Origin of the sequence: Novosphingobium sp. AP12, assembly GCF_000281975.1 — a bacterium.
Lineage (GTDB): Bacteria > Pseudomonadota > Alphaproteobacteria > Sphingomonadales > Sphingomonadaceae > Novosphingobium.
This window is the reverse complement of sequence record NZ_AKKE01000159.1, coordinates 1-12,130: the sequence shown is the minus strand read 5'-3', so window position 1 is coordinate 12,130 and position 12,130 is coordinate 1. Positions and strand designations below refer to the sequence as shown.

The 12,130-nt window shown below is 65.5% G+C and carries 14 protein-coding genes; 12 read left to right on the top strand and 2 right to left on the bottom strand.

Annotated features, from left to right (window positions below; all coding sequences use genetic code 11):
* The first annotated feature begins 9 nt into the window (after nt 1-9).
* The 6 genes from PMI02_RS22965 (at nt 10) to PMI02_RS22940 (ending at nt 5,668) form a co-directional block, all read left to right on the top strand.
* Entirely contained in the window at nt 10-759 is a 750-nt protein-coding gene (locus PMI02_RS22965) for an SDR family NAD(P)-dependent oxidoreductase (protein ID WP_007687505.1), read from the top strand.
* Between the two features lie 54 nt (nt 760-813).
* Entirely contained in the window at nt 814-2,349 is a 1,536-nt protein-coding gene (locus PMI02_RS22960) for a peptide chain release factor 3 (RefSeq protein ID WP_007687503.1), read from the top strand.
* A gap of 110 nt (nt 2,350-2,459) precedes the next feature.
* Nucleotides 2,460-3,164 (top strand): endonuclease/exonuclease/phosphatase family protein, encoded by a 705-nt coding sequence (locus PMI02_RS22955; protein ID WP_036505165.1) that lies wholly within the window; start codon nt 2,460-2,462, stop codon nt 3,162-3,164.
* Nucleotides 3,165-3,326: 162 nt separating this feature from the next.
* Nucleotides 3,327-3,665 (top strand): P-II family nitrogen regulator, encoded by a 339-nt coding sequence (locus PMI02_RS22950; protein WP_007687500.1) that lies wholly within the window; start codon nt 3,327-3,329, stop codon nt 3,663-3,665.
* A 14-nt stretch (nt 3,666-3,679) separates the two neighbouring features.
* Nucleotides 3,680-5,113 (top strand): ammonium transporter, encoded by a 1,434-nt coding sequence (locus PMI02_RS22945; protein WP_036505163.1) that lies wholly within the window; start codon nt 3,680-3,682, stop codon nt 5,111-5,113.
* A gap of 216 nt (nt 5,114-5,329) precedes the next feature.
* Complete coding sequence (locus PMI02_RS22940) at nt 5,330-5,668, top strand: P-II family nitrogen regulator (RefSeq protein ID WP_007687498.1); 339 nt, start codon at nt 5,330-5,332, stop codon at nt 5,666-5,668.
* Nucleotides 5,669-5,695: 27 nt separating this feature from the next.
* Here PMI02_RS22940 and PMI02_RS22935 read toward each other — a convergent pair whose 3' ends face one another.
* The gene (locus PMI02_RS22935) at nt 5,696-6,121 is read right to left on the bottom strand and encodes a TIGR01244 family sulfur transferase (RefSeq protein ID WP_007687496.1); all 426 of its coding nucleotides are present in this window, start codon (nt 6,119-6,121) and stop codon (nt 5,696-5,698) included.
* 291 nt (nt 6,122-6,412) lie between these two features.
* Here PMI02_RS22935 and PMI02_RS28280 point away from each other — a divergent pair, with 291 nt between their 5' ends.
* The 6 genes from PMI02_RS28280 (at nt 6,413) to queC (ending at nt 11,574) form a co-directional block, all read left to right on the top strand.
* On the top strand, nt 6,413-7,195 hold the full coding sequence (locus PMI02_RS28280) for a cold-shock protein (RefSeq protein WP_036505161.1): 783 nt from the start codon (nt 6,413-6,415) through the stop codon (nt 7,193-7,195).
* 135 nt (nt 7,196-7,330) lie between these two features.
* Nucleotides 7,331-8,521: an aspartate aminotransferase family protein gene (locus PMI02_RS22925; protein ID WP_007687492.1), complete on the top strand. Its 1,191-nt coding sequence runs from the start codon at nt 7,331-7,333 to the stop codon at nt 8,519-8,521.
* Nucleotides 8,521-9,447: an ornithine carbamoyltransferase gene (gene argF / locus PMI02_RS22920; protein ID WP_007687490.1), complete on the top strand. Its 927-nt coding sequence runs from the start codon at nt 8,521-8,523 to the stop codon at nt 9,445-9,447. The genes PMI02_RS22925 and argF overlap by 1 nt, the downstream gene beginning before the upstream one ends.
* A complete protein-coding gene (locus tag PMI02_RS22915) occupies nt 9,444-10,352 on the top strand; it encodes an Hsp33 family molecular chaperone HslO (protein WP_007687488.1) in 909 nt (302 codons plus the stop codon). The genes argF and PMI02_RS22915 overlap by 4 nt, the downstream gene beginning before the upstream one ends.
* A 65-nt stretch (nt 10,353-10,417) precedes the next feature.
* Nucleotides 10,418-10,828 (top strand): hypothetical protein, encoded by a 411-nt coding sequence (locus PMI02_RS27625; protein WP_007687486.1) that lies wholly within the window; start codon nt 10,418-10,420, stop codon nt 10,826-10,828.
* 50 nt (nt 10,829-10,878) lie between these two features.
* Nucleotides 10,879-11,574 (top strand): 7-cyano-7-deazaguanine synthase QueC, encoded by a 696-nt coding sequence (gene queC, locus PMI02_RS22905; protein WP_036505152.1) that lies wholly within the window; start codon nt 10,879-10,881, stop codon nt 11,572-11,574.
* Between the two features lie 161 nt (nt 11,575-11,735).
* On the opposite strand, the gene PMI02_RS22900 is transcribed toward queC, so the two are convergent.
* A partial coding sequence (locus PMI02_RS22900; RefSeq protein ID WP_007687482.1) for an OmpA family protein occupies nt 11,736-12,130 on the bottom strand: 395 nt, incomplete at its 5' end.

Sequence of the window (12,130 nt, the reverse complement as noted above, 5' to 3'; positions counted from 1 at the left end):
GAGAATTGCATGAAGACCGTACTCGTCACCGGCGCCACCTCCGGGATCGGCGAAGCCTGCGCCCGGGCCTTCGTCGCCGCCGGCTGGCGCGTCGTCGGGACCGGCCGCCGCGTCGAGCGGCTGCAGGGGCTCGTCGATGAGCTGGGCGCGGACCACTTCCAGCCTTGCGTGTTTGACGTGCGCGACGACGAGGCCCGCGATGCTGCGCTGGCGGCGCTTCCGGGCGAGTTCGCCGCGATCGACTGCCTCGTGAACAACGCCGGCCTCGCGCTGGGCGCGGCGCCCGCGCAGAAGGCGGACCTCGCTGACTGGAAGACGATGATCGACACCAACGTAGTCGCGCTTGCCTCGCTGACGCACAACCTGCTGCCGGGGCTGATCGCACGCAAGGGGGCGATCGTCATGCTGTCGTCGGTGGCGGCGACTTACCCGTATACCGGCGGCAACGTCTACGGCGGCACCAAGGCCTTCGTGCGCCAGTTCGCGCTCGGCCTGCGCTCCGACCTCTCGGGGACCGGCGTGCGCGTGACCTCGATCGAGCCGGGCATGGTTGAGACCGAGTTCACCGTCGTGCGGAACGGCGGCGATCAGGCCGCGTCGGACACCTTCTATGCGGGCGTCAACCCGCTGACCGGCGAGGATATTGCCGAGACCGTGCTGTGGGTGGCCTCGCAGCCGGCGCATGTGAACATCAACACGCTGGAGCTGATGCCGGTGAACCAGTCGTTCGCGGGCTTCCAGGTCGCTCGGGAGGGATAGGGGCCGCCCTCTTCCCCTGTTGCCGCGCAGGCCTCTCGCAACTAAAGCGCGCCGATGAGCAATTCCCACCATTCCTCGCGGCGCACTTTCGCGATCATCTCGCATCCTGACGCCGGCAAGACCACGCTGACCGAGAAGCTGTTGCTGCAGGGCGGCGCGATCCACCTTGCCGGACAGGTCAAGGCGCGCGGCGCGGCGCGGCGGGCGCGGTCGGATTGGATGAAGATCGAGCAGCAGCGCGGCATCTCTGTGACCAGCTCGGTGATGACCTTCGAGCGTGACGGCATCACCTTCAACCTGCTCGACACGCCGGGCCACGAGGACTTCTCGGAGGATACCTACCGCACGCTCACTGCCGTCGATTCGGCGATCATGGTGATCGACGCGGCCAAGGGCATCGAGCCGCAGACGCGCAAGCTGTTCGAGGTCTGCCGCCTGCGGTCGGTGCCCATCATCACCTTCATCAACAAGGTCGACCGCGAGGGCCGGGCGTGCTTCGACCTGCTCGACGAAGTGGCCGACATGCTGGCGCTCGACGTCTGCCCGATGTCCTGGCCGGTCGGCATGGGCGGCGTGTTCGAGGGCATCCTCGACATTGCCAGCGGCCGGATCAGCCGTCCCGAGGGCCCGAGGAAGGAGTTTCTCGGCACGGTCGACGAGGGCGCGGCGCTGCCCGACGCGGTGGCCGAGGAACTGGAGCTGGCGGTGGCCGGCTATCCCGAGTTCGATCTGGAGCACTACCGCGCCGGCAACCTGACGCCCGTCTACTTCGGCTCGGCGCTCAAGAACTTCGGCATCTCCGAGCTGATCGACGCGATCGCCAAGCTCGCCCCGCCGCCGCGCCCGCAGGCGTCGGACCAGGGCACGATCGAGCCGGACTTCAAGGAAGTCACCGGCTTCATCTTCAAGGTCCAGGCCAACATGGACCCCATGCACCGCGACCGCATCGCGTTCATGCGGCTGGTCTCGGGCACCTTCAAGCGCGGCATGAAGCTGACGCCGTCGGGGCTGGGCAAGCCGATCGCGATCCATTCGCCGATCCTGTTCTTCGCGCAGGACCGCGAACTGGCCGACAGCGCCGAGCCGGGCGACATCATCGGCATTCCCAACCATGGCACCCTGCGCGTGGGCGACACACTGTCGGAGCGCAACGACGTGCGCTTCATCGGATTGCCCAACTTCGCGCCGGAGATCCTGCGCCGCGTCCAGCTCAAGGATCCGACCAAGACCAAGCAGCTGAGGAAGGCGCTCGACGACCTTTCGGAAGAGGGCGTGATCCAGGTGTTCTACCCGGAGATCGGTTCGCAATGGATCGTCGGCGTGGTCGGCCAGCTGCAGCTCGACGTGCTGATCTCGCGGCTGGAGGCGGAGTACAAGGTCGAGGCGATGCTCGAGCCCTCTCCGTTCGACACCGCCCGCTGGATCAAGGGCGACGACAAGGCGCTGCGCGATTTCGGCGAGATCAACAAGATGAACCTGGCCAAGGACCGCGACGGCGACCCGGTATTCATGGCCCGTTCGGCCTGGGACGTGAACTACCAGCAGGAGCGCAATCCCGAGCTGGCGTTCAGTTCGACCAAGGAACGCTAGGCCGACATTGACGGCACCTGGGCGCACCTAAACGCACCGACGCGGACCATTACGGAACCTGACAGGGCTCCGGCGGATTGTCACAAGGGTCACGCCATCGGATGCCCTTCTTGCAGATCAAGTTCGCCAGCTACAACATCCACAAGGCCGTCGGTCTCGACCGTCGGCGCGATCCCGAACGCATCCTGACCGTGCTCCGGGAGATCGACGCCGACGTCGTGGCGCTGCAGGAAGTCGACCGGCGCTACGGCCGCCGGATGGCGGTGCTGCCGCTCGACATCATCCATTCTGCGACCGACTACGTGCCGGTGCCGATGTCGATGAAGCCGGACAGCCTCGGCTGGCACGGCAACGCCATCCTGGTGCGCAAGGGGATCGATCTGGTCGAGGCGGCGCCGGTGCCGCTTCCGGTGCTCGAGCCGCGCGGCGCCATCCGGGCGGACCTCAGCATCGAAGGGCGGCGCCTGCGGGTGGTGGGCATGCACCTCGACCTCTCGGGTTTGAGGCGGCGGCATCAAGTCCGCAGCGTGCTGTCGCACTGCGCCGATTGCGAGGCGCGGGTGCCCACCGTGATGATGGGCGACCTCAACGAATGGGCGCAGCGCGGCGGCTGCCTGCGCGAGTTCGGGGAGGACTGGCGCGTGCTCGCGCCCGGGCGTAGTTTTCCCTCGCGCCGGCCCATGGCGCCGCTCGACCGCATCGTCGTTTCGCGCGAGTGGGAAGTGCTGGGAACCGATGTGCACCGAAGTCCGTTATCGGCAACGGGCTCCGACCACCTGCCGGTCTTTGCCTCGCTGGGGCTGCCTAAAAATTAGGCATGTGCACATGAATCGGGCGACACTGCGAGTGTTTCCCGCGATGTCCGGTTTAACCCTCCGTTGAATCCCTGAGAAATCTCGCCATACGGTTAATTGGCACATCCCTTGCACAGCCTATCCGCAGCCGGCGCTGGGGCCGGTGGCTAACAGGGGATAGGCATGAAGTTCATCATAGCCATCATCAAGCCCTTCAAGCTCGACGAAGTCCGGGAGGCGCTCGGGGCAATCGGCGTCGCCGGGATGACCGTGTCTGAGGTCAAGGGCTTCGGTCGGCAGAAGGGCCAGACGGAAATCTACCGCGGCGCCGAATATTCGACGAACATGCTGCCCAAGGTGAAGATCGAGGTCGCCGCGCCGGATGATCTCGCGCCCAAGATCGTGGAAACGATCCAGCAGGTCGCGAGCACCGAAGCCATCGGCGACGGCAAGATCTTCGTCCTCGACCTGGCCTCGGCAGTGCGCATCCGCACCGGCGAAGCCGGCGACACCGCGCTTTGAGGGGGATTTCCATGATGAACCGCAAATTCCTGACCGGCGCCGGCGCGATGATCGCGTCGCTTGCCGTGTCCACCGCCGCCTGGGCCCAGGCCGCGGGGCCGATCAAGGCTCCTGACGCCGCCACCGCCGCCACCATGATCAACAAGGGCGACACCGCCTGGATGCTCGTCTGCTCGGCGCTCGTCCTGCTGATGTCGATCCCGGGCCTCGCGCTGTTCTACGGCGGCCTCGTGCGCTCAAAGAACATGCTTAGCGTCTGCATGCAGGTGTTCATGATCGTCGCGGTGGCCGGCCTTCTCTGGGCCTGCCTCGGCTACTCGATGGCCTTCACGTCGTCCGGCTCGCCCTTCCCTGCGATTTTCGGCGGCCTTTCCAAGGCGTTCCTGGTCGGTGTCGACGGCACGACGGTTGGCGCGACGTTCAGCAACAACGTCTACCTGCCCGAACTGTCCTTCGTCGTCTTCCAGATGACCTTCGCGATGATCACCCCGGCGCTCATCGTCGGTGCCTTCGCCGAGCGCATCAAGTTCTCGGCACTGATGGTGTTCGTCGTGATCTGGTCGATCGTGGTGTACTACCCGATGGCCCACATGGTCTGGTACTGGGCTGGCCCGGACTTCCTGGCCGACGCTCCGACCGATTCCGGCCTGCTCTGGGGCTGGGGCGCGCTCGACTTCGCCGGCGGCACCGTCGTTCACATCAACGCCGGTATCGCGGGCCTCGTGGGCTGCATCATGGTCGGCAAGCGCAACGGCTACCCCAAGGAGCCGATGCCCCCGCACTCGCTCGTCATGACCATGATCGGCGCTTCGCTGCTGTGGGTGGGCTGGTTCGGCTTCAACGCCGGCTCCAACCTTGAAGCCAACGGCGTCACCGCGGTCGCCTTCATCAACACCATGCTCGCCACTTGCGCCGCTGCGGTTTCGTGGTCGCTGGTGGAGCGTATCCACCATGGCAAGGCCTCGATGCTGGGCGCTGTCACGGGTGCCGTTGCCGGCCTCGTCGCCATCACCCCGGCAGCAGGCCTCGGCGCGCCGATGACCTCGATCGTCCTCGGCTTCATCGTTTCGCCGGTCTGCTACCTCTTCGTCGCCAAGGTGAAGGGTGCGCTCGGCTACGACGACAGCCTCGACGTGTTCGGCGTGCACTGCATCGGCGGCATCGTCGGCGCCATTGGCACCGGCATCGTCGCTTCGCCGGCGCTGGGCGGCCAGGGTGTGTTCGACTACACCGTGTTCCCCGCCGCCTTCGACGCCTCGACCTACTCGATCTCGACCCAGGTCGTGACGCAGATCAAGGCGGTGCTCTTCACGCTGGTGTTCTCCGGTGTGCTCTCGGCAGTGATCTACTTCGTCATCGACAAGACCATGGGTCTGCGCCCGAGCCTCGAGGACGAGAACCAGGGCCTGGACATCTCCAGCCACGGCGAGCGCGCCTACAACATGTAAGTCTTCAAAGTTTGATGGCGGCGGGTACTTCTTCCTTTCCCACCCGTCGCCGCCAACCGGTGTTCCTCCTGCGAACACAAACTATGAAGGGCCGGAGCCAGCCGCTCCGGCCCCTTTTTTGTGTCCGCCACGGAGGCAATCGCGAAAACCTTGTGGGATGGGCGGCGCTATGGGAAGCTGTTGCCGGGGCAGGTTCCGGGACGCGGGGGACGGCGCATGAAATACATCACGGCCATCATCAAGCCATTCAAGTTCACCGAGGTGAAGGACGCGCTGAGCGCAGCCGGCGTGTCCGGGCTGACGGTGTCGGAAGTCAGCGGCTACGGCCGCCAGAAGGGCCAGACGGAAATCTACCGCGGCGCCGAATATGCCAAGAGCATGCTGCCCAAGGTCCGCATCGAAGTGGCCGTGCCCGATTCGCTCGAGGACAAAGTCGTCGAGATCATCCGCCAGCACGCCAACAACGACGAGATCGGCGACGGCAAGATCTTCGTCTTTCCGCTGGAATTGGCCATGCGCATCCGCACCGGGGAGCAGGGCGACGACGCCCTGTGATCGGTCGGGCCGGTGCGGCCGATTCGATCAGCCGCGGGCTGAAAGCATTTCGATGAGCTGGCGGATCGGGGCCACGTCGTAGCCTGCCCCGGCTGCCTTCGAGGCGATCACGGCCGGGCTGTCCCCGGCCTTGGCGCGGGCCAGCGCCCACAGCAGCGTCGAGCGCGTTCCCGACCGGCAATAGGCCAGCACCGGCCCGTCGACGGCAAGCGCCTGCTCCATGGCGTCGACCTGCGTCTGGCTGAAACCGGAGTGCGTGACGGGAATGGCGATGTAGTCGATCCCGGCCTCACGGGCGGCAGCCTCGATGTCTTCGCCGGGCGTCTGGTCGTCGCTCTCGCCTTCGGGGCGGTTGTTGATGATCCGCACGATCCCGAGCGCCTTGGCTTCTGCGATGGCATCGATGCCGATCTGCGGGCTGGCGAAGACGCTGTCGGTGATCTGGCGGAACATGGCCTGCATTCTCCGGTATCGATTCCTGGTCGACGGCGGTCCGTCGTTGCGGCCATCAAGACGCTCAAGGCCGAACAGGCAAGCCAAAACCGCGGCCTGAAATCGAATATTCCACCGAACTGGCCCGAAAGAGACGCGTATTTCCGTTCGCTATTGATTACGGACTCGTGTAAGAGACGTGATCGCAGGAGAGTGTCGGGCATTGTCCGTCATTTTGCCTGAGGCTCGGCGTGCTACGTCCACGCGTCCGGGCGAATGCTTATGGGGCGCAGCGAAGGTACGTTCGTAGACATGGGTTTTGACAGAGGTCGTCGCGGAAGGGGACGCGACAAGCGGGATCGGTTTGGAGAGGACGAGTTCGACCCGTTCTTTGCCGGACAGGATCGTTTCGGCGGCGGCGGTGGCGGTGATCGCTTCAGCGGCGGTGGCGGAGGCGGTGATCGCTTCGGCGGCGGCGGCGGTGGTGGCGGCTTCAGCGGCGGCGGTGATCGCTTCGGCGGTGGCGGCGGCGGCGGTTTCCGCAGCGGCGGTGGCGGCGGCTTCGGCGGCGGTCCGCGCGGCGGCGGTGGCGGCGGAATGCCTGCCCAGGTCGTTGGCCAGGGCCGCGGTGTCGTCAAGTTCTTCAACGCAGCCAAGGGCTTCGGTTTCATCCAGCGCGAAGAAGGCGGCGATGATGTGTTCGTGCACATCAGCTCGGTGGAACGCGCGGGTCTCGAAGGCCTGGCCGAAGGTCAGCAGCTCGAATTCCAGCTTGTCGATCGCGGCGGTAAGGTTTCGGCCACCGACCTGTCGGTCGTGGGCGACGTGATTCCTGTCGCCAAGCGCGAGCCCGCCGCACCGCAGCGCGAGCTGACCGGTGAGAAGGCGACGGGCACGGTGAAGTTCTTCAATTCCATGAAGGGCTTCGGCTTCATCACTCGTGATGACGGCCAGCCGGATGCGTTCGTGCACATCAGCGCGGTGGAACGCTCGGGCCTGTCAGGCCTGAACGAAGGCGACCGGGTGGAGTTCGACATCGAGGTCGATCGACGAGGCAAGTACTCGGCGGTCAACCTGAAGGCGCTCCAGGCCTGACCCTGCCTGCACTGATCCCGGTCGTTTGACCGGAGGACTGCAAACATCTAAATGCGCGCAAATGGCGGTCCGGTAGGGCCGCCATTTGTCGTTTGCGATCTTCACACGCTGAAATTGTTATCGAGGATAACCGACATGTCGATCACTCCGCTGATGCCCGTCTACCCCCGGTGCGACGTTCGCCCCGTCCGCGGTGAGCACTGCCACCTGATCAGCGACGACGGCCGCCGTTTCCTCGACTTCGCCAGCGGCATCGCGGTCAACGCACTCGGCCATTCGCACCCCGGCCTGATCGGCGCGATCCAGAAGCAAGCCGAGACGCTGATGCATGTCTCCAACCTCTACGGTAGCCCGCAGGGCGAGGCCGCGGCGCAGCGCCTCGTCGATCTCACTTTCGCGGACACCGTGTTCTTCACGAACTCGGGTGCCGAGGCTGTGGAATGCGCGATCAAGACCGCGCGCGCCTATCACCAGTCCGCCGGCAACGATCACAAGTTCGAGCTCATCACCTTCAACAACGCCTTCCACGGCCGCACGATGGCCACCATCAGCGCGTCGAGCCAGGAGAAGATGCACAAGGGCTTCCTGCCACTGCTCCCCGGCTTCAAGTATGTCGAGTTCAACGACCTGAACGCGGCGAAGGCGGCGATCGGCCCGAACACCGCCGGGTTCCTGGTCGAACCGATCCAGGGCGAGGGCGGCATCCGTATCGCCACCGACGAATTCATGCAGGGCCTGCGCGCGCTGTGCGACGAGCATGACCTGATGCTGGTGCTCGACGAAGTCCAGAGCGGCGTCGGGCGCGCCGGCACGTTCTACGCCTACGAGCAATACGGGATCGAACCCGACATCCTCTCCACCGCCAAGGCCATCGGCGGCGGCTTCCCCGTCGGCGCTTGCCTGGCGAGCGAGAAAGCAGCTCGCGGCATGACCGCCGGCACGCACGGGTCGACTTACGGTGGTAACCCGTTCGCGATGGCGGCGATCGGCGCGGTGCTGGACGTGATCCCGGACGAGGCGTTTCTCGCCGAAGTGCGAGCCAAGGGCGAGCGCATCAAGGCCCGGCTCGAGCAGTTCATCGGCAACTATCCCGATCTGTTCGAGCTCGTTCGTGGGCGCGGGCTGTTCATAGGCCTCAAGATGAAGGTCGAGCCGCGTGCCTTCGTCGCCCACATGCGCGACAATCATCAACTCCTGACGGTCTCGGCCGGCGACAACGTCGTGCGCATCCTGCCTCCGCTGGTGATCGACGACAGCCACATCGACGAGTTCATGGAGAAGCTCTCCGCGGCGGCGGCGAGCTACAAGCCGGAGGAGACCGCCTGATGGCCAGGGACTTCATCGATCTGACGGATGCTGGCGGCGACGCGATCGCTGCGATGATCAACGATGCGATCGACCGCAAGGCCGCGCGCAAGGCCTGGCCCAAGGGACGCGTCGATGCGGACGCGCCGCTTGCCGGGCATGTCCTCGCGATGATCTTCGAGAAGAACTCGACCCGCACCCGGGTGTCGTTCGACATGGCGATGCGCCAGCTCGGCGGTTCGGCGCTGATCATGGAGGCGGGCAGCACCCAGATCGGCCGCGGCGAATCGATCGCCGACACCGCGCGCGTGCTCAGCCGCATGGTCGACGCGATCATGATCCGCACCGACGACCACGCCAAGATCGAGGAACTGGCGCACTACGCCGGCGTGCCGGTGATCAATGGCCTCACCGATCTGTCACATCCCTGCCAGATCGTCGCCGATCTGCTCACGATCGTGGAGCGCGGTTTCGCGCTGCCCGGGCTGCAATTGGCGTGGTTGGGGGATGGCAACAACGTCGCCAATTCGCTGATCGAAGCGGCAGGGCTGATGAAGTTCACCGTGCGCATCGGCGGCCCGGCCGGCTACGAGCCCGATGCCGGTTTCGTCGAAAGGGCGCGTGCCGCGGGCGGCGAGGTGATCCTGACGCAAGACGCGCGGGCGGCTGCGGCGGGTGCGCACGTGGTCGTCACCGACACGTGGGTTTCGATGGGCCAGGCGGGCGGCGACGTACATGTCGCCGCCATGCAGCCCTACCAGGTCGATGGCGCGCTGATGGCGGCGGCGAATCCGGGAGCGATCTTCCTTCACTGCCTGCCCGCCCATCGCGGCGAGGAAGTGACCGACGAGGTCATGGACGGCCCGCAGTCGGTCATCTGGGACGAGGCGGAGAACCGCATCCACGCGCAGAAGTCCGTGCTTCTCTGGGCGCTGGGCAAGCTATGATCGACGACGATCTGCTGCGCCGCGACGATACCGGGTTCGACCGCGTGCTGGCTTTCACCGTCCCCGCGCGCCATGCTCGCGGTCGCATGGTCCGGCTTGGGCCTGTCCTCGAAACGGTGTTGTCGGCACATGACTACCCTCGGGCGGTCAAGCACGTCCTGGCCGAGGCCCTGGTGCTGACCGCGCTGATGGGCTCGCTGCTCAAGGAGGATGGGGCGCAGATCACGTTCCAGGCGCAGGCCGAGGGTGGCGCGGTGGACCTGCTGGTGTGCGACTACCGGGGCGGCGAGGTTCGCGGCTACCTGCGGCACGATCCAGAAAAGGTCGCGGCGCTGGAGGACGACTGCTCGCTCGAAACGATCTTCGGTACCGGCTATCTGGCGATCACCTTCGACCTGGCAGTGACGGGAGAGCGTTACCAGGGCGTCGTGCCGCTGGAAGGCGCGTCGTTGGCGCATGCGTGCGAAAACTATTTCGCGCAGTCCGAGCAGGTGCCGACGCTGATCCGCATCGCGGTGCGCTCCAATGGCACGCGCTGCGTGGCAGGGGGGCTGCTTGTGCAGCATTTCCCGGATGGCGAGGAAGGCAAGGAGCGCCTGCATGCGCAGGACGACCATCCCGACTGGGAGCACGTCGCGATCCTCGCAGCGAGCGTTCAGGAAGCCGAGCTGGTCGATCCGGTGCTCAACCTCGAGCAGTTGCTCTGGCGCCTGTTCCACGAGGAAGAAGAAGTCCGGGTGGAGCCTTTGGCCCCGCTCGAACGCGGGTGTCGCTGCAGCGTGGAGCACTATCTGGGCATTCTTTCCAGCTTCCCGGAAGACCAAAAAGCCGAGATGCGAGATGATGACGGGACCATCCCGGTCGATTGCGCGTTCTGCTCGAAGATACTGCGCATCCCCGCCTGACGCTTGAATTCCGGTGAGTCCCTACCGATACTGTAGGGACCGGTCCGGTGCGGGAACCAGGGGGAATGACGTTGAAAGCCGCTCTTTCAGTGCTGTCAGTGGCGGCTTTTGCCGCATTGGCTATACCCGCTTACGGCCAGAAGCCGCAGCTGGGCATGCTCGATGAACTCGAGCACGGCGGCTGGGAGCTGCGCGAGCGCGGCGGTGACGGATCGGTGCGGAATATCTGCCTCGACAACCCGCGGCGCCTGATCCAGCTGCGCCATCCCGGCCTGCCGTGCAGCACGGTAGTCGTCGAGGACAGCGCCGTGCAGGTGACGGTGCAGTACACATGTCGGGGTCAGGGCTACGGCCGCACGCAAATCCGACGCGAAACCAACAGGCTGATCCAGGTCGATAGCCAGGGCATCGTCAACGGCCTGCCATTTTCCTACTCGGCGGAAGGGCGCCGCACGGGCGCTTGCACGGGCGGATAGCTGCGGTTTGATCGTTGCCGTCGGCGCTTTGCGGGAGTAGCGGGCCAACTATGCAGGATACAAATTCTTCTCAACGTCAGCAGGCGGTCGTGCTGCTGTCTGGAGGCCTCGATTCCATGGTTTGCGCCGGCATCGCGCGCGAGCGGGGCTTCGAGGTTAATGCGCTGACCATCGACTACAACCAGCGGCATCGCCGCGAACTCGATGCCGCGGCCGAGATTGTCCGCGTCATCGGCGCCAAGCGCCACGTCGTGCTGCCGCTCGACCTTCGCCAGTTCGGCGGATCGGCGCTCACCGATGACATCGCGGTGCCCAAGGAAGGCGTCGGGGACGAAATCCCGGTCACTTACGTCCCTGCCCGAAACCTCGTGTTCCTCTCGCTCACACTGGCCTGGGCAGAGGCGATCGGTGCTCGCGATATCTTCATCGGCGTAAACGCGCTGGATTATTCTGGGTATCCCGACTGCCGCCCGGAGTTCATCTCGGCCTTCGAGAACATCGCCGAGTTGGCGACCAAGGCGGGCGCGGAAGGTCATGCGCTGCGGATACATGCTCCGTTGCAGTTCATGGGCAAGGCCGATATCGCGCGCGAAGCCGACCGGCTGGCGCTGGATCCCGGGATGAGCTGGTCCTGTTACGATCCGCAGCCCGATGGCAGTGCCTGCGGGTTGTGCGATAGCTGCCGCCTGCGCAAGGCGGGCTTTGCCGACGCAGGTTTGGTCGACCCGACACCCTACGCGGCCTGACGTCTTTCTGACTGCCGGAATTCGCAGAGCCCCTGGTGCCGATGGCGCCGGGGCGTTTGCCGCGTCCAAATCATTTATTGGGAAATGGCGCGGGGAGAGTGGGCAAAAGAAAAGGGGGCCGGATTGCTCCGACCCCCCGATCTTGTCCGTTGCCGGATCGATTACATGCCCGAACCCGGACCGTAAGTGATCTCAACGCGACGGTTCTGCAGCTCGCGCACACCGTCAGCGGTGGGAACGCGCGGGTTGCTTTCGCCGAAGCCCTGGCTCGAGATCGAGCCGTCGGGGATGCCGTGGCTGGTCAGGTACGAACGGACCGACGAGTTACGACGCTCCGAAAGACCCTGGTTGTACTTGGGCGTACCCGAACGGTCGGTGTAACCGGCCAGCATGATCGGAACGCTGTCGCAGTTGCCATAGGCACTGACGGCGCTGTCGAGGATGGTGGCGGCTTCCGGCGTGATGTCCGACTTATCCCAGTCGAAGAACACGATGTACGGACCCTTGTTGCAGACCACCGGCGGCGGCGGCGGAGGCGGGGGCGGCGGGGGCGGCG

What these genes read in the sequence shown, in the direction of transcription:
- PMI02_RS22965 (WP_007687505.1), top strand. Translation starts at nt 10, where the DNA reads ATGAAGACCGTACTCGTCACCGGCGCCACCTCCGGGATCGGCGAAGCC.
- PMI02_RS22960 (WP_007687503.1), top strand. Translation starts at nt 814, where the DNA reads ATGAGCAATTCCCACCATTCCTCGCGGCGCACTTTCGCGATCATCTCG.
- PMI02_RS22950 (WP_007687500.1), top strand. Translation starts at nt 3,327, where the DNA reads ATGAAGTTCATCATAGCCATCATCAAGCCCTTCAAGCTCGACGAAGTC.
- PMI02_RS22945 (WP_036505163.1), top strand. Translation starts at nt 3,680, where the DNA reads ATGAACCGCAAATTCCTGACCGGCGCCGGCGCGATGATCGCGTCGCTT.
- PMI02_RS22940 (WP_007687498.1), top strand. Translation starts at nt 5,330, where the DNA reads ATGAAATACATCACGGCCATCATCAAGCCATTCAAGTTCACCGAGGTG.
- PMI02_RS22935 (WP_007687496.1), bottom strand. Translation starts at nt 6,121, where the DNA reads ATGTTCCGCCAGATCACCGACAGCGTCTTCGCCAGCCCGCAGATCGGC.
- PMI02_RS28280 (WP_036505161.1), top strand. Translation starts at nt 6,413, where the DNA reads ATGGGTTTTGACAGAGGTCGTCGCGGAAGGGGACGCGACAAGCGGGAT.
- PMI02_RS22925 (WP_007687492.1), top strand. Translation starts at nt 7,331, where the DNA reads ATGTCGATCACTCCGCTGATGCCCGTCTACCCCCGGTGCGACGTTCGC.
- argF (WP_007687490.1), top strand. Translation starts at nt 8,521, where the DNA reads ATGGCCAGGGACTTCATCGATCTGACGGATGCTGGCGGCGACGCGATC.
- PMI02_RS22915 (WP_007687488.1), top strand. Translation starts at nt 9,444, where the DNA reads ATGATCGACGACGATCTGCTGCGCCGCGACGATACCGGGTTCGACCGC.
- PMI02_RS27625 (WP_007687486.1), top strand. Translation starts at nt 10,418, where the DNA reads ATGACGTTGAAAGCCGCTCTTTCAGTGCTGTCAGTGGCGGCTTTTGCC.
- queC (WP_036505152.1), top strand. Translation starts at nt 10,879, where the DNA reads ATGCAGGATACAAATTCTTCTCAACGTCAGCAGGCGGTCGTGCTGCTG.